This window comes from Vibrio sp. 10N.222.52.B12, from assembly GCF_002875385.1.
GTDB lineage: Bacteria > Pseudomonadota > Gammaproteobacteria > Enterobacterales > Vibrionaceae > Vibrio > Vibrio jasicida.
Genome location: NZ_MDAW01000152.1, coordinates 66604 through 83424 on the forward strand (window position 1 = coordinate 66604; position 16821 = coordinate 83424).

Genomic DNA, 16821 nt, shown 5'->3' on the forward strand with positions numbered 1-16821 from the left:
AATCAAGGAGTAATAACATGGCAACGATGAAAGACATCGCAAAACTGGCAGGGGTTTCCACTTCAACTGTGAGCCATGTTATTAACAAAACTCGCTTTGTCAGCGAAGAGATCTCGGAACGAGTCAACAACGCTGCCAAAGAACTCAATTACTACGCGCCGTCTGCTTTGGCGCGTAGCCTCAAAGTGAACCGCACCAAAACCATTGGTATGCTAGTGACCACCTCAACCAACCCATTTTTCGGTGAAGTGGTAAAAGGTGTTGAGCGCAGTTGCTACCACAAAGGTTACAGCCTGATCCTGTGTAACACAGAAGGTGATAACGAGCGAATGCGTGAATCTATCAATACGCTATTGCAAAAGCGCGTTGATGGCCTGATTTTGATGTGTTCATCGTTAGAAGGGGAGCGTATTGATGTATTCGAACGTTACCCTGACATTCCTGTTGTAGTGATGGACTGGGGCCCTATGCTGTTCACCAGCGATAAGATTCAAGATAATTCGCTTCGTGGTGGCTATCTTGCAGCTAAATACCTTATCGACTGCGGCCACCAAGAGATTGGTTGTATTACAGGTCCACTAATCAAGCATCAAGCGCAAATGCGTTATGAAGGCTACAAGCGAGCGATGATTGAAGCTGAGCTTGAGTTCAATGCAAACTGGATTGTTGAATCTGACTTTGAATGTGAAGGTGGTTATCAAGCCTTCAAGAAAATGGCGGAACGTGGTCCGTTACCAAGCTCGATTTTTGTCTCCAACGACATGATGGCAATGGGCGCAATTAACGCGGCTAACGAGCTAGGCATTAAAATTCCAGAGCAGTTATCCATTATTGGCTACGATGATATTCATATCGCTAAATTCATGTCTCCATCTTTGACAACGATTCACCAACCAAAATACCGCCTAGGGCAAGCCGCAGTCGAAACTCTATTGCGAAAACTGGATGATAAATCTGATGAAGCTCAGGTTGTACAGCTTGAACCTACATTAGTTGAGCGTAACAGTGTGAAGTGCCTCTCCGAATAAAGAAGTTATTCGTTCTCAATTAGTTATTTATCTAAACTTATAATGGTTAGCTTTCTGAATGGATTTAGAAAGTAAATGCCTTCTTTTTACATAATAAGCCCATCAAAGTGTGATTTTTTGCGCGTAAAGTGAAAGATATCGTGTAGAAATTCACAGGAAAGCTTATTATTAGAAGAGTCTATAAATAGATTTATAAATTATTGTGGTGAATGGAAATTTTTTATGTTTGTTAAGAGATACGCACAGTATTCAACCAAGAGACCGTGGTTTCATCGTATCAATGTAATGTTGGTATTGTTCGTATTTGTAGTCAGTGTTTATGAACTGCTCGCAAACGAAGAATTCGTCTACTTATCGGGTATTGCTTTTACGTTCATTGCAACTGCATTTTTTGCTTCTGCGTCATCTTTCAAAAAGCGCTATTTAGGGCATGAGTTGTAAACAACTTGGGGTGACAAGTGCCATCAAAGCACTTTAAAACAATTATTGATCTGATTTATGATCGGATACATCAAAGGGAGGACAAATGTCCTCCTTTTTGTTTGCTGCGAGACAATAAGATGAGCGCATCCCAAGCACAATAATAAAGGACATCTTCATGGACCTATTTGCCCTGTTAGACATTAACAACACCCTTGTTAACATTCCTATTGGTGGTGGCTATGCAATGAGCTGGATCGAAGCGTTTGGTACAGTTTTCGGTCTGCTTTGTATTTGGTTTGCGAGCCAAGAAAAAACCATTAACTACTTGTTCGGTCTGCTGAACGTAACACTTTTTGCCGTTATCTTTTTCCAGATTCAGCTTTACGGATTGCTTCTGCTTCAACTTTTCTTCTTCTGCGCCAACATCTATGGCTGGTATGCATGGACAAGACCAAATGCACAAGGTGAGACACTTGAGGTTCGTTGGTTAAGCAAACAGAAGCTGATCGCGACAGGTTCTGTAAGCATTGTTGCGATTGCGATGTTAACGATTTACATCGACCCATTCTTCTTTGCGTTGGCTAACATTGCCGTTGATACGTTGAATGTGTTCGGTGCAGGTTTGTCTGAGCCAGTCTTAGAGCCAGATGCTTTCCCATTCTGGGATGCAACCATGACCGTGCTTTCTATCGTGGCGCAAATCTTGATGACACGTAAGTACGTTGAGAACTGGATTCTTTGGGTCGTAATCAACATCATCAGTGTTGGGATTTATGCGACACAAGGTGTGTACGCAATGTCGGTTCAATACGCGATTCTCATGTTCATCGCAGCAAACGGCACAAGAGAGTGGGCACGTAGCGCAAAACGCAACGGTGAGAAGCCCCTAACTCAAGCCGCAGCTTAAGGTTAAGCCAATGATGAAACAACCTCATATTGGCGTAGACAGCACTCAAATAGCGCCTCGAGTGATCGTCTGTGGTGAGCCAGATCGAGCAAACCGTATTGCCGCGTTATTTGATAACGCAGAACTGGTCTCTGAAAACCGTGAGTATCGAGTGTTTACGGGGACATACCGAGGTCAGCGCGTATCAGTGTGTAGTACAGGTATCGGCGCTCCATCGATGATCATTGCGGTGGAAGAGCTAAAGCAGTGTGGTGTGACAGATGTGATTCGTGTGGGGTCGGCTGGTGCGATGCAATCTGGCATTCAACTTGGTGAGTTGATTGTGGCTGAAGGCGCAGTAAGAGACGAAGGTGGCTCGAAAGCGTACGTTCGCTCTTCTTATCCTGCTTACGCAAGCTTTTCGTTACTGAAAGCGCTGGATAGCTATTTAGCCGAAAAAGAGGCGCACTATCATTTAGGTGTGGTTCGCTCTCATGACAGCTTCTATACCGACGACGAAGAAGCGATCTGCGAGTACTGGAACAAGAAGGGTATTCTCGGCGCGGATATGGAAACCTCAGCTCTGTTTACTGTCGGTCGACTGCGTGGTCTGAATGTCGCTTCCATCTTGAACAATGTGGTTTTGTATCAGCAGGATGTGAAAGAAGGCGTAGGGCAGTACGTAGACGAAGCGCAAGTGATGATGGAAGGGGAGCGTTTAGCGTCTTACGCTGCTCTTGAAGCCTTAATTGCACAGAGTTAACCAGATCACAGCTTAGTTAATTTTATAAGCGGCACCTTGGTGTCGCTTTTTTATTGGCTGTCATCAAACGATTCTAGCGAGTACAATCTATTTGAGATTGTTGTCATTAAAGAGAAACTCACGTGAAAATAAGCCCTTATCCGACCGGACGTTTCAAAAGCTTTCTAGAACAGAAAAGTGCCGAGTTTCGTGACTTAATCTATCAATGCCAAATCGGCAGTCGATACTTTGACTCTGGTGAAGAGATCCTTCGCCAAGGTGAACAACTTCAATATCTCTATGTTGTGCCAGTCGGTCGAGTTTCGATGAGCATCATTGCAGCTAATGGACGTCGTTTCCAACTGGGTGAAGCCAATTGCGATTATCATATCTATGGTGAAATGGAGTACTTCACACAAACGCCTTGCCAATGGAATGTGGTAGCTGATGAACACATGCAGGTGGATATCATCTGTATCCAAAAACTGACTGAGGCGCTGCATCAGCAACCTGACATGATGTTCTTCTTTGCTTCTGCTTTGGCGGAGGATTATCAGGATTCAATGGACATCTATACCAATCGCTTGTTACACCCAATTACTTACAACATCGCTTATGATTTGTTGGTGCAAAAACAGACTAATACCTTGTTGGGTGGATTTGGCAAAGTAAACCAAGAAGCCGAAAGATTTGGCACTTCGGGGCGTGTTTATCGCCGAGCGGTGAAAGATTTAATGGAAAAGGGGTTGATCAGAAAGGGCGAACAGGGGCTAGAGATTGTTGATGAACTTGCACTAAAAGCGTTTCTTGATGCCTATGAATAGCTCGCACGATTCCATTTTAAAAATAAAAGCTGCGGGCTATCTGGTTTATCTGTTATTCAATCAGAACAATGTGTGTTTATTCTGATTTAAAAACACAATTTTTAGCAAAATCAGACGCTTCGTTAGCGGTCCATTCGCCTTTTGGCTTTTCTTTCATGTCGTTACACCACGCTTCACTGCCCACCTCTGTACAAGCCATCAGTTGCGCTGCGACAAAAACCATTAATGCTAACTTCTTCATTTTCTAATCCTTTTTGATAAGACTTGTTTTGAAGTATAAGCACTCGATCACGAGATAAACATGAAAATTATTATTTTGCGCTTACCGTCTCAAATCCGATATAGGTACAGTGTAATTTGTTGATTTATTGAGCCAATTCAGAAGTGTAACGAATGTAAAGTTATTAAATAATCGGTTGAATGCCTATGTGAGTAACGATATATTGCGAATGCGCATGATAACGGATCTCATTTAAGGTTTAAAATAATGGAAAAACTCGTCAGTGCGGCTCTTGTTTCGCTGCTCACAATCTCACCTGCTTTTGCTGCAACCGTCAAAATCGATCACTACATGGGGACGACAGAAGTCGAACAATCACCAAAGCGTGTGGTTGTGATTGGCTTTGGCCCTCTTGATATGCTCGATAGCTTTAACATCGACCCTGTTGCAGTTTCGAATGCCTCGCATCTCCCTAAATACTTATCGAAATACAATAAAGACAATTACACCTCTGCTGGTAGCTTGTTTGAACCGGATTTCGAAACCATCTATATGCAAAAACCAGATTTGATTTTGGTTGGTCCTCGTGGTTCATCGAAATACGATGAGTTAAGTGAAATTGCACCAACAGTCGTTTTTGCATCAGGAGAGAAAGAAGCTTACTGGCAGGGCACAAAAGCACAATGGCGTAATCTTGGTAAGATCTTCAACATAGAGGACAAGGTTGAGCAAAAGATCGAAAACTTGGATGCACAGTTCAAGGCGATTCGCGAATACAACCAAACCAATAATAATGATGCACTCACGATTTTGAGTATCGGAGACAACATCAGTGCGTTCGGTGCGAAGTCTCGTTTTGGCGCGATTTACACCGATTTTGGTTTTACTGAAACAGTGAAGAACCTCAAAACAGGCACGCACGGTGATGTCATCTCTTACGAGTTTATCCGCGAAGCTAACCCGAAAAATATTCTAGTCATTGATAGAAACTCACTTCACGCAAAGTCTGACAATGACCTCGCTAAAGCGTTGGATAACGATTTGGTTAAAGCAACTTCGGCATACAAGAACAAGAAAATTACCTTCCTAGATGTTGATGCTTGGTACTTAGCGATGTCTGGGGTAACCGCGACGGAAAAGATGGTGAGTGAAATCAAACACACGATCGATCTGTAAAAAGCTAGCTGAGGTTAACTTTGAAAAAGTTATTGCTTGTTCTTATTGTTCTAAGCGTCGCATCGTTGTTTGTTGGGGTGGCAAATATGACACCCCAACAGTTGTTTTCGGGCGATGCAAAAGCAATAGAACTCTTCTTTACTAGCCGAATTCCGCGTCTATTTGCCATTCTTCTTGCCGGAGCAGGGCTGAGCATCGCTGGATTAGTGATGCAGCAAATTAGCCAAAACCGATTCGCCGCGCCTTCAACAACGGGCACGATTGAGTGTGCCATGCTCGGTTACGTAATGAGTGTGGTGTTTTTTGGTAATGGCGAACAGCTTTGGCTTGTCTTTGCTGTCTCTATTCTGGGGACCTTGATGTTCGTCCAGTTCATTCAACGCATCCAATTCAAAAGTGTCGTGTTTGTACCGCTCGTCGGCATCATCTTTAGTAACGTTGTTGACGCCGTTACTACTTTCATTGCCTACAAATACGATGCACTACAAAGTCTTTCAGCGTGGAGCTTAGCGAATTTTGCCAACATTTTGCGTGGTGATTTTGAGCTGCTTTACATTGCCGTGCCTGTGGCGCTTTTAAGCTACCTGTTTGCCTCGCGTATCTCTGCTATTGGCATTGGTAAAGACTTTGCAGTAAACCTTGGTCTTAACTACCAACAAGTGGTGACGTTAGGTGTACTTTTGGTATCGGTAATGTCTGCCAGTGTTGTGATGATCGTTGGTCAACTGCCGTTTCTTGGGCTTATCGTTCCAAACTTAGTCAGTTACTTCTATGGCGACAATCTTAAACGCAATATCCCGCTTACTGCCATGTATGGGGCAATACTCGTTTTGGCGTGTGACTTGGTTAGCCGATTGATCATCTTCCCTCATGAAATGCCGATTTCAATCGTGATCAGTATCTTGGGCGGAGTGGTGTTTATCGCGATGTTGTTGCGAGGTAAGCAAAGTGCGTGATTCCAAGAAACTGTTCTTATTGGCAGCCGTCGCGCTGCTTTTTGCGTTTCTGTTTATTGGTATTGGCTTAACAGCAGATAACTACCAATACTTTTTGTCGCGACGTGTGCCTAAAGTATTAGCCATGGTATTAGCGGGTATTGCGATTGCTCAATCTTCATTGGTGTTCCAAACCATTACCCACAACCGGATTCTTACTCCAAGTATCATGGGATTTGATGCGTTGTATGTGTTGACGCAAGTGCTGATTGTTTTGTTGTTTGGTGGTTTAAGCGCACTCGTTCTGAATGTTTACATCAACTTTTCGATTGCTGTATTGGTGATGGTAGGCTTTTCGATGTTGCTGTTTGGGTTTTATTTTTCAAAAGGTGGGCGCAATCTCATCACTTTGTTGTTGGTGGGGCTGATCTTTGGGCAGTTGTTTAGCAATAGTGCAGTGTTCTTCTCCCTTCTGATGGACCCAAATACGTTTGCGTTTGTGCAATCTAAACTGTACGCCAGCTTCAACAACGTGAAGGTGAACTTGGTGTATCTTAGTTCGCCAATATTGCTCATCGCTTGCTGGTTGCTGTATCGCATGCATCGCACTTTAGATGTTTTTTGGCTCGACCAAGACAATGCTAAGAGCCTAGGGGTTGATGTCCCTAAAGTGACGCGCAATGTCTTTATTCTCTCTGCGGTTCTCATTGCCATTTCGACGGCTTTAGTCGGGCCAATCATGTTCTTTGGTTTATTGGTGACGAACTTGAGCCGTGAAATGTTCCACTCTTACCAGCATCGTACTTTATTAGTTGGTTGTTCATTGATGGCAATTTGTGCCTTGTTGTCGGGGCAGTGGATTATAGAAAACCTATTTTCATTTGAAACGACGCTGAGCGTGGTGATTAACTTTATTGGTGGTATCTACTTCTTGTATCTACTGCTGAAAAACAAAGTCGTATAAACATGATAGTTATAGATAAATTAACCAAAGCATTTGGTTCCAACAAAGTCGTTGATGGCGCGGATACCCAATTTGAGAAAGGGAAGGTGACATCGATTATTGGTCCAAACGGAGCAGGAAAGAGTACCTTGCTGTCGATGGCGTCACGATTGACCGAGCGAGATGGCGGTAGTGTCATGATCGACTGCAAAGAGATTGCAGAATGGGACACCAAAGAGCTCGCAAAAAAATTGGCGGTGTTGCGCCAAGCAAACACGATCACGATGCGTTTTACCGTAAAAGAATTGGTCTCGTTTGGGCGATTCCCCTATTCAAAAGGCAACTTGTCCAAAGATGACCATGCGATCATCGACCAAGCAATTGACTACCTAGACCTAAAAGAAATTCAAGATAAGTTCTTAGATGAATTGAGTGGTGGTCAACGGCAGTTGGCGTTTATTGCGATGGTGATTGCCCAAGATACGGATTACGTTTTCCTCGATGAACCATTGAATAACCTTGATATCAAACATTCATTGCAGATCATGAGAGTCGTTCAGCGCCTTGCTCACGATATGAATAAAGCCATGGTCGTGGTGATTCATGATATTAACTTTGCGGCTTGTTACTCCGACGAGATCCTTGCGTTAAAGAAGGGCAAAGTGGTTGCCACTGGCAAAGTAGAGGAGGTGATTCAGGCATCCACGTTAGAAGATATCTACGAGACACCTTTTAATATCATTGAGCTTAATGGCAAGCGTATGTGCACTTACCATTAAACCTATATTCATGAAATTAAAACGAAATAGAAATATTGGCGAGCCTACTTGGTGAGCTCGTCAATGATTGGACATCGGCTCTCGGCATCGCCTGGGCAAGATGAAACCCAACCCTCTAATTGCTTTTTAATCTCCAACAAGTGCGCGATCTTTTGCTCAACTTCATGAAGCTTATCCATCGTACGCGCTTTCACTTCGCTGCTCTTACGATTTGGATTGTGCGCCAGTTGCACAAATTCTTTGCATTCTTGTAGTGAGAATCCTGCGTTTTTCGCTCGGGAAACAAGGTTGAGCTCTTGGATGTGTTTGTCAGAATATTCGCGATAGCCTGAATCGCTGCGAGCTGGTGACGAGATGATGCCTTTGTCTTCGTACATACGAATCGACTTAGAAGACAACCCTGTTAATTTCGCAACTGCACCAATATTCATGATGACCTCTGTATTTCAGATAACCTTTCTCGCGAGTATAACGCCAAGTGTTTATCTTCCCAAATGGCTTTGATAGCAAACCTATTTTGTGGCGTTTATACCCAAGTAACCTCGAGATGCTAGGTTCAGCGAGAATGACTTGGTTTGTAGACGCGGCGGCGATTTAAAGATCTAGTCATTCTAAATCAAGAATCGGCAACAAAGTATACAAGCCAAGGCCCTTACTATTTGCAAAGAGTGCCCTTTAGGAGCGTGTCATTGACTCGCTTTTTTAGTCAAACAAATGGCTGCGTCAAACAACTTGGAAAGAGCTAGCTATTACACTGCGTTGTTTTCCTTACTCTCGAATCAATGACAACGCTCTGAATCCTGCATCTTGAAGTCACTTGGGTATATATGGATACCATCAATGGCTGTTTACGACCTCGTGTGGTGGAACACCAAACACTTTCTTGAAGGCGTTGGTAAAGTTCGATGGGTGGTGGTAACCCGCCTCGTATGCCGCTTCTGTGATAGTCACTAATCCGCGCTCCAAATGCTGGCGAGCGATCTCTAAGCGGCGGTGACGGATGTAACCGTTGATGGTCATATTAAAAGATTGTTTAAAGCGGCGCTGCAGATTAGAAACGCTCATCGAGAACTGTTCTGCTAAGCGCTCTAAGGTTAAATCTTCTTCGAGGTGCGTCTCGATATAACTGACTACATCCTCGATTCGAGCATCGCCAGAACGCTTTTTCTCTTCGCACTCTGCGCAGTAGTCGTCTGGCATTTGCCCAATCGAGTGGTAGATCAAACTCTCTACCCCGATACGATCTTTCATGTTTGTCGGAGATTCATGTTGAGTGAGAGCTCGTGTTAAATCAATTAACGTCTCATTAAGCTCCAGCGTGTAAAAGGCTTGGTGAGTTTCAATAAAGCGCTTGTGACCGCAATGTCCCGCCATTCTCGATTCCAACCAAGGTGGCTTAATAAGAATATTAATCTTATTCATTCGGTTGTTTTGAATCAGCGAGCGGCGGAAGTTTGCAGGCTTAGCTAGGTTAACAACCACGCCTTGTGGGCCTTTGCTTGCGTCAAAGTCAAATTGGAGGTCATCGTAACCAAAAGAGAGTTTCCCCTCCAACAGAATGGTAATCAGTAGTGCAGAATGTGCGGTTGAAACGATATTCGAATCGACTAATTCAATGCAACGTCCGCCATGAACAAAGATTTGGTCGTTGTATTGGTAGGAGAGGAATTGACCTTCCGCGAGTTGGGTTTGGCTGCTTTGACCTTGAGTCACAATGATCTGTTTTTCCGTCTGCTCAAGCTTTTTGGTTAGAGCCACTTTGGCAATTTTAGTTCTTTTTTTTGTCTCTTCCGCCATTTGACGTTTCCTCATAACACCTATGCGATTTCGCATAAGTGATTCGTCTTTGTATTTATCAATAGCGACCCTATCATACGTGAGAATTATTATCATTTATATTTAGGAAGACGTTTATGGAAAGCCCAGTTAGCTCATCAATTAAGCTTTCAAGCCTATGCCTAGCAGTCGTGGTGGCACTTGCTCATCCCGCTTTAGCCCAAGATCAAGATTCTCACTTCGAAGAGGTAGTGGTATGGGGTACGAAGGTATCCAGTAACACCGAATCAATGTTTGCCGACGATATGTCGCTCAAACAAGCTGACCACATGTCTGATTTGCTTCGTGATATTCCCGGCGTTGACGTGGGCGGTACACATTCTGTCAATCAACGTATCACCATTCGTGGTCTTGGTGAAACCGATCTTGATATCCGTTTAGACGGCGCCTCTCAGCATGCCAACATGTTCCACCATATTGGGAACCTTACACTCAACCCAGACATTCTAAAGTCAGCAGATATCCAAGTGGGTAATAACTCAGTTACTCAAAGCGGTCTTGGTGGTTCAGTGTACTTTGAGACTAAAGATGCTCGTGATCTGCTGCGTTACGATGAAAACTTTGGTGCTCGCGTTTACGGCGGTTATGCGTCTAACGACAACCAACAAGGTTCCCTAACACTTTATGGATTACTGTCTGAAAACGTGGACGCGATGGTCTATGGTCACTACGTAACACGTGATGACTTTAAAGATGGTGATGGCAATAAAACCTTTGGTGCGGAAGGAGATGTTTACAACATCTTAGGTAAGCTCGGCTATGAGTTTGGTGATATCCACCGACTAGAAATCTCATACGATATGTATCGTGACAGTGGTGATTACAACCCACGCCCTGATATGTCTGGTAACGCTAATAATGGCTTGTCTAGTGAGCTTCTGATTCCAACCGATTATGATCGTGACACGGTCACATTAAGTTATGAGCTTCGTGGTGAGCAACACCAAGGGGACGTCACGTTATATAACACTGAAACCGAAATCGTCCGTGATGAATCTGTCATGGCGCCGCGTTGGCCAGCAAACCGTTTATCGAAAAATACCGCGAAAAACCAGAACTTTGGCTTAAGTGCAAAATTCCAATCGTTGCTCACTATGGGGAACTTTGATCATCGCGCGACTTACGGCCTTGATTACATGGATAAAACTTCTGAAAGTTACTATGGCAGTAGCAAGTTCATGGATGAATCTGCGGTTTCTACAGCTTTGTTCGTCGAAGACCAATTCTTTATCTCGGATGCGCTTTCGATCACGGCCGGCCTACGATTTGACGACTACCAACGCAAAGCAGAAACAGCTAACAACGATTACGACAAAGTGACATGGGCACTAGCGGCAGAGTGGGCAGTAACACAAGACTGGACACTGTTTGCAAGTTCTCGTTCGCTCTTTAAAGGTCCAGAACTGATGGAAACCTTTATTGCTTACCAAGATGTGGCTTACCTACAAGATGGTTTGAAACCAGAAACGGGACTCAACACTCAAGGTGGTGTTCGTTTCAATAAGACGGTAGATGAACACACATTTGGCGCAAACCTAACCGTGTTCCAAACCGATATTGATGACTACATTGCAAAAGCGTATCAAGGAGCGACTCAAACATACCTTATTTACAATGAAGGTGATGTCGAGATCAAAGGCTTTGAAGCGAGTGCTTTCTATGGTTACGAAAGCTTCGGCAGCAAACTGTCTTACTCTAAGTCGGATACAAAGAACAAAGATACGGGCGGCCCAGTAGCGGGAGGCAATGGCCGTAGTATTGACATGGGTGACAGTATCGCTTTAACGCTGGATTACCAATCTGATTCGTTAGAAACCATCTTTGGTTGGAACTCAATGTTTGTGCTTGAGGAAGACAATGTGTTTGACGGCCAACCGAAGAAAGACAGTTACGATGTTCACAACTTGTACGCACAATGGGTGCCTTCTAACGTTGACGGGCTATCGGTCACCTTTGGTATTGATAACGTATTTGATGAGCTTTACACGTCTCACGCCTCTCGCTCGGGCACAGCAAGGGGGATTACGTTAGACGATTACGAACCAGGGCGTAACTACAAGTTGTCTGCCGCTTATCAATTCTAACTCTAAGGGCAATAACAACAACCTTAGATGTTTGGCTCTCGTACGAGAGCCTTTTTTATGAAAGGGACGAGGGACTGAAATTGATCAAAGAAACCACTGTAATTGAAAGCGAGCATGCGGCGAAATATCTCGTGACTTTGTGTCGCCACTTCGCACGTAAAGTGCCGGCGACTTGGAATGATGAAAAAGGTTTGGTGACATTTCCTGTTGGAAATACGGAGTTCAAGTTAGAGGGGGAGCGTTTACTGATAACTTGCGAGGCGGACTCTGAAGAGTCATTAGAAAAAGTGAAGGGCGTTGTGTCGGTTCATGTAGAAATGTTTTCGCGTCGTGAAACTCTAGAGTTGAACTGGATACGATAACGAAAGTGCACGAGCGGATCAAAAGAAACAAACGAAAAAGCCCGTAAGCGTAACACTTACGGGCTTTCTAAAATCATTTCTACTAGGCTTCTTCAGGCGCTAGGCTTTTTTTTTCCTGCTGCATTTTAGCAAGGAAGTACACGTTAACACATGCAATAAAACCATTTGTTAGCACAACAGGCCACGCATCAATCATTAGACCGTATGCAGTGAACAGTGCACAGCCGATGAAGTTTAGGATACGTAGTTTAACGATGTCTTTCATAGTCAGCGAAATAGCAACCATGATTGATGCCGCGTAACCTAAAATCTCAACCATATTCATCTCCATTATTTGACCCTCTTAAATCTGCCGAATGTTTTCGGTACCTATTCTTCTCATCTTGAGATTAGCGAGGAAGCTCCATGCCTCGAATGGTCTTGTTTGTTCTGATGGGTGAACTATAGCAATGGAAAAATCGTGATGAAAGCCTCAAATCAAGGTTAAGAGAAGGTTAGCGATTACGCAAACGTTTAGGAAAGAAATTGTTGATAATTTTACTTATTGTGTTGATTGATAATAACGATTCAAATGATAGACAAAACAAAGTTGAAGCAATGACAACAATGACATAATATTGAAAATGAGAATCATTATTAATTAAAGAATTGAGTTATGCCTGTTGCTATTAGTTTTCTGTATTCACTTGCTTTGATGATGCGTACCAAACCTCATTCGTGGGGTGTGGTTATTCATATTATGACGCACGTTGTCATGTTGCTTGTGATTCCTTCTGACTATGCAATCCAATACTTGATGGTCATGTTCTTCTCTTCTCCCTTACTGATCAGGCTCGCCAAGCGTTCTTCTAGTTTTGACATTTTGTTCGCTTTTCTACCGCTTTTGATTGGCACCGGCGGCCTTGTTCTCAGTCATTAAGCTGATTCAATTTCTAGTTTTCATGCAAACTAACTAAACTTTGATTAATAAGCTATTATTTTCATATGCTTGGTTGGGGTTTTACCTTAGTTAAGGTGTCACATAATTGTGACTATATCCTGATTTCGTTTCGACTGATTAACGAAAGTGCAAAATATGATTGTTTATTGACTCAATAGTTAGTTAAATCAGCGTATGAGAAAATGTGAATCACATTCCGATAAACTAAAATAATTTATAAAGGTCTAACGTAAAGACGTTAACCATTTAGCGGGGGTCAGATGAGTACACAAGCTGTGCCGCAAGCCGTCATTGTAGACGCTGTCGAAGGGGATGTTTACGCTTTAGACCTTGAGGGGAAGGTCAGAGCGGTTAACGTTGGAGATACACTGGTTCCGGGTGATGTCATTATCACTGAAAACGGCGCTTCAATTGAAGTGTTAGCGGAAGGTTCTCTCTATTTAGTGGACGAAAATTGTGTGGCGTGCATTCCAGCGCCGACACCTGAAGCCGTACCGACGGAAGCGGTCGTTCAAGCGCCTGTTGACGGACAAGTCAATGTTGACCCAACGGCAGCGGCAAACGCTGAGTTTGGTGCAGAAGACGTGGCTGCGATTCAACAAGCCATTTTGGAAGGTGCCGACCCTACCGCCATTTTAGAAGCAACCGCTGCAGGCCCTGGCGGAGGTGGTGGTTCCGGTTCTGCGAATGCGGGCTTTGTTACCATTGAGTACAACAATCCTGAAGTACTCGCATCAACCTTCTTCGAGACATCGGCTCCAAGCGGTGATACCGAAACCGACGATGATATTGATGGCCTCGACATCACCATTTTTGCTGACGGCGGTCAGTCTCTTTCTTCTCAAGTAACAGAAGGCTCAATTTCTCTATCAAGCTACCCGCAAACCATTTCGTCTAGTGTGCTGGTTGAAGCAGGGGATCTCGCACTTGATACTACTTCATTTGTACCCGAAACGTCTTCTTTAGAGTCTTTGTTAAGTGAGCTTAACAGTGATATTACCTCTGGTGGTCAGCCAGTGGCGTTCGTTTATGACGAAGCGCAAAATGCCATTATCGGTACTCAAGAAGGTAACGAAGTGCTTCGTATCGAGATCGAAGCGACATCTTTAGGCCGTGATTTAGAGTTAGAGGTCGTTACCACGATTAGCCAGGGTATTGACCATGTCGCGTCTGTTGCTGATGGCCAAGTATCGATCTCCGGTGATCAAATCAATATCGCTTTTGATATTACTGGCGCAGATATTGGTGGGAACAGCATTCAAGCGCCTATCGATTTTACGACAACCGTTATTGATGGCGATGATCCTGCGCCGCAAAACGTTACTTTTGAAAACGTTGAATCTTCCTCTGTACCAATCACTGGCACCTTTGTTGATATTGGTAGTGATCAATTGGCAACGGTCACGTTTAATCAAGAAGGGCTTAGTCAATTCGATGGCCTACTGAGTGATAATCAGGCGACAGAGGTGGTACTCTCTGAAGACGGCAGTACTATCACCTTGTCCATTGCGGGCTCGAATGAAACCGTCTTAACCATCAGTTTGAATACTGATGGTACCTACCAATTTGAGCAATTTAAGCCGTTAGAACAAACAAACGGTGAAGATACGATTGAGCTCTCTTTGCCAACCACAATCGTCGACTTTGACCAAGATACGGCAAGCAACACCTTTACGATGACCATCCTTGATGGCGATAATCCAGTGATTGAAAACGTGACGGGATTGTCTTTAGACGAGGCGGGGGTTGACCAAGGTTCACAGGAAGGCGCGGTAGTAACAAGTGGTACTGGGTCGATCACGACAGCGGTCGGAAGTGACATCATTGATCACTATGAGTTGGAACCTACAGAGTTTAATGTTGGTGGAGAACTCCAATCTCAAGGGCAGGTTGTTCAACTGGAACTTGCGTCCGAGAGTAACGGCGTGCGCACTTACGAAGGCTTCATCGAGCTGGATGGCGTGCGTATCACCGTATTTGATGTGGCGATTGATGCGCCTACATTGGGCGAATACCAATTCAACTTGTATGAACAACTCGATCATACGGGTGCTAACGATGACTCGCTTACTTTCTCACTGCCAGTTTACGCGGTAGATGCAGATGGCGACCGCTCCTCGATTACCGAAGGTTCGAACACACCAGAAGCGGCGCAAATTGTCATTCAAGTTCAAGATGACGTTCCTACGATTGATGGCGTTGATGCACTAGCCGTCGATGAAGATGATCTATCAAGCATCGGCTCCGATCAAAGCGACTCTGTGCTCGCGCAAGGCAGCTTCACGACGACTCAGGGCTCAGACCGTGTTGTAAGTTATCAATTAGAGAGCGGCACTGATTCACTCAATGGGTTGGAATCACAGGGTCGATCTATCTCTCTGACGGAAACAACCAACTCAGATGGCAGCTTTACCTATTCTGCAACGGCAGAAGGGGACGCTATCTTCACCTTACAAGTGAACCCTGACGGTTCTTATTTATTTACCCTTGAAGGTCCAATCGATCATGCTGTGGGTAGCGATAGCTTAACGCTAGACTTCACTATTGTCGCAACGGACTTTGACGGTGACACCAGTTCACTTGTTCTACCGGTAACCATTACTGATGATGTGCCAACCATTAACGACGTTGTTGCTCTTACCGTCGATGAAGATGACTTAAGTTCGGTAGGCTCTGACCAATCACAGCCAACGCTGGTTGAAGGTCAGTTCACGACGACTCAGGGCTCTGATGGCGTCGTACAGTATCAGTTGGATGTAAATGCTGATCCTTTAAATGGCCTGCAATCTCAAGGGCAAACCGTCTCCATTGCCGAAACGCAAAATGCAGACGGCAGTTACACCTACAGCGCAACGGCAAATGGCAGTGCAGTTTTCACATTAATTTTGAATACCGACGGCTCGTACAGTTTTGAGCTGCAAGGTCCAATCGACCATGCGGCAAATAGCGACAGCTTAACCCTTGATTTTAGCGTCATTGCTACCGATTTCGATGGTGACACAAGCCAAATCGTACTGCCCGTTACCATCGTGGATGATAAGCCGACCATTACCGATGTCGATGCGATTACCGTTGATGAAGATGATTTAGGCATGATTGGCTCAGATCAGACTGACCCGATTTCAATCGATGGCAACTTCACCACCACACAAGGCTCTGATCGAGTGGTGAGCTATCAGCTCGATGCTTCCGCAACACCAGTGGCTGGACTCACATCACAAGGCGTGGCAGTCACGCTGACTGAAACTGCAAATGGTGATGGCAGCTTTACTTACGAGGCAACTGCGGGCTCTGAAGCGGTCTTTACGCTGACAGTGAACACTGATGGCTCTTATAACTTCACGATTGAAGGGCCAATCGACCACGCAGTAGATAGCGATGAGTTGACACTCAACTTCCCAATCATCGCGACCGACTTTGATGGCGACACCACAAATGCCACGATCCCTGTGACGATCGTGGACGATAAGCCAGTGATTACCGACGTCGACGCCATTACGGTTGATGAAGATGATCTAGCTTCAATTGGCTCAGACCAAAGCAATCCAATTTCTATTGATGGTAACTTCACCACCACACAAGGTTCAGACCGAGTGGTGAGCTACCAACTCGATGGCACATCAACACCAGTTGACGGTTTAAC

At 44.4% G+C, this 16821-nt stretch carries 17 protein-coding genes; 13 read left to right on the forward strand and 4 right to left on the reverse strand.

Going from position 1 to position 16821, the window contains the following annotated elements:
* Nucleotides 1–17: 17 nt before the first annotated feature.
* From BCT11_RS23670 to BCT11_RS23690, 5 genes are all read left to right on the forward strand, one after another.
* Nucleotides 18–1028: a substrate-binding domain-containing protein gene (locus BCT11_RS23670; protein WP_005435752.1), complete on the forward strand. Its 1011-nt coding sequence runs from the start codon at nucleotides 18–20 to the stop codon at nucleotides 1026–1028.
* Between the two features lie 222 nt (nucleotides 1029–1250).
* Nucleotides 1251–1469, forward strand: a complete 219-nt coding sequence (locus tag BCT11_RS23675) for a hypothetical protein (RefSeq protein WP_039976727.1) — start codon at nucleotides 1251–1253, stop codon at nucleotides 1467–1469.
* A gap of 157 nt (nucleotides 1470–1626) precedes the next feature.
* Nucleotides 1627–2358: a nicotinamide riboside transporter PnuC gene (pnuC, locus tag BCT11_RS23680; protein WP_039976726.1), complete on the forward strand. Its 732-nt coding sequence runs from the start codon at nucleotides 1627–1629 to the stop codon at nucleotides 2356–2358.
* Nucleotides 2359–2368: 10 nt separating this feature from the next.
* Nucleotides 2369–3100, forward strand: a complete 732-nt coding sequence (locus BCT11_RS23685) for a nucleoside phosphorylase (RefSeq protein ID WP_102389429.1) — start codon at nucleotides 2369–2371, stop codon at nucleotides 3098–3100.
* Between the two features lie 122 nt (nucleotides 3101–3222).
* The gene (locus BCT11_RS23690) at nucleotides 3223–3903 is read left to right on the forward strand and encodes a Crp/Fnr family transcriptional regulator (protein WP_005437794.1); all 681 of its coding nucleotides are present in this window, start codon (nucleotides 3223–3225) and stop codon (nucleotides 3901–3903) included.
* A 76-nt stretch (nucleotides 3904–3979) separates the two neighbouring features.
* Here the strand turns inward: BCT11_RS23690 and BCT11_RS23695 are convergent, their stop codons facing one another.
* Complete coding sequence (locus BCT11_RS23695) at nucleotides 3980–4144, reverse strand: DUF3012 domain-containing protein (RefSeq protein ID WP_078609721.1); 165 nt, start codon at nucleotides 4142–4144, stop codon at nucleotides 3980–3982.
* Between the two features lie 246 nt (nucleotides 4145–4390).
* Here BCT11_RS23695 and BCT11_RS23700 point away from each other — a divergent pair, with 246 nt between their 5' ends.
* The 4 genes from BCT11_RS23700 to vctC are packed head-to-tail and all read left to right on the forward strand — an operon-like array spanning nucleotide 4391 to nucleotide 7956.
* Nucleotides 4391–5299, forward strand: a complete 909-nt coding sequence (locus BCT11_RS23700; RefSeq protein WP_102389430.1) for a siderophore ABC transporter substrate-binding protein — start codon at nucleotides 4391–4393, stop codon at nucleotides 5297–5299.
* Between the two features lie 20 nt (nucleotides 5300–5319).
* Nucleotides 5320–6255 (forward strand): iron chelate uptake ABC transporter permease subunit VctD, encoded by a 936-nt coding sequence (gene vctD, locus BCT11_RS23705; protein ID WP_102389431.1) that lies wholly within the window; start codon nucleotides 5320–5322, stop codon nucleotides 6253–6255.
* Nucleotides 6248–7198 (forward strand): iron chelate uptake ABC transporter permease subunit VctG, encoded by a 951-nt coding sequence (vctG, locus tag BCT11_RS23710; protein ID WP_102389432.1) that lies wholly within the window; start codon nucleotides 6248–6250, stop codon nucleotides 7196–7198. The genes vctD and vctG overlap by 8 nt, the downstream gene beginning before the upstream one ends.
* Nucleotides 7199–7200: 2 nt before the next feature.
* Complete coding sequence (gene vctC / locus BCT11_RS23715) at nucleotides 7201–7956, forward strand: iron chelate ABC transporter ATP-binding protein VctC (RefSeq protein WP_063345326.1); 756 nt, start codon at nucleotides 7201–7203, stop codon at nucleotides 7954–7956.
* A 44-nt stretch (nucleotides 7957–8000) separates the two neighbouring features.
* Here vctC and cueR read toward each other — a convergent pair whose 3' ends face one another.
* Both cueR and BCT11_RS23725 read right to left on the reverse strand, forming a co-directional pair.
* Nucleotides 8001–8387 (reverse strand): Cu(I)-responsive transcriptional regulator, encoded by a 387-nt coding sequence (gene cueR / locus BCT11_RS23720; RefSeq protein ID WP_005437780.1) that lies wholly within the window; start codon nucleotides 8385–8387, stop codon nucleotides 8001–8003.
* Between the two features lie 406 nt (nucleotides 8388–8793).
* Nucleotides 8794–9753 (reverse strand): AraC family transcriptional regulator, encoded by a 960-nt coding sequence (locus BCT11_RS23725; protein ID WP_102389433.1) that lies wholly within the window; start codon nucleotides 9751–9753, stop codon nucleotides 8794–8796.
* A gap of 116 nt (nucleotides 9754–9869) precedes the next feature.
* Between BCT11_RS23725 and BCT11_RS23730 the strand changes: the two genes are divergently transcribed.
* Both BCT11_RS23730 and BCT11_RS23735 read left to right on the forward strand, forming a co-directional pair.
* Complete coding sequence (locus BCT11_RS23730; RefSeq protein WP_102389434.1) at nucleotides 9870–11876, forward strand: TonB-dependent siderophore receptor; 2007 nt, start codon at nucleotides 9870–9872, stop codon at nucleotides 11874–11876.
* 80 nt (nucleotides 11877–11956) lie between these two features.
* Nucleotides 11957–12238 carry a DUF2218 domain-containing protein gene (locus BCT11_RS23735; RefSeq protein ID WP_038867965.1) on the forward strand — a complete coding sequence of 94 codons (282 nt, stop codon included), beginning with the start codon at nucleotides 11957–11959 and terminating at the stop codon, nucleotides 12236–12238.
* Between the two features lie 82 nt (nucleotides 12239–12320).
* On the opposite strand, the gene BCT11_RS23740 is transcribed toward BCT11_RS23735, so the two are convergent.
* A complete protein-coding gene (locus tag BCT11_RS23740; protein ID WP_038867963.1) occupies nucleotides 12321–12569 on the reverse strand; it encodes a YgjV family protein in 249 nt (82 codons plus the stop codon).
* A 324-nt stretch (nucleotides 12570–12893) separates the two neighbouring features.
* Between BCT11_RS23740 and BCT11_RS23745 the strand changes: the two genes are divergently transcribed.
* Nucleotides 12894–13157 carry a hypothetical protein gene (locus BCT11_RS23745; protein ID WP_038867962.1) on the forward strand — a complete coding sequence of 88 codons (264 nt, stop codon included), beginning with the start codon at nucleotides 12894–12896 and terminating at the stop codon, nucleotides 13155–13157.
* A 281-nt stretch (nucleotides 13158–13438) separates the two neighbouring features.
* Nucleotides 13439–16821: retention module-containing protein (locus BCT11_RS23750; protein WP_133152159.1), on the forward strand; the 3383-nt coding region annotated here is incomplete at its 3' end.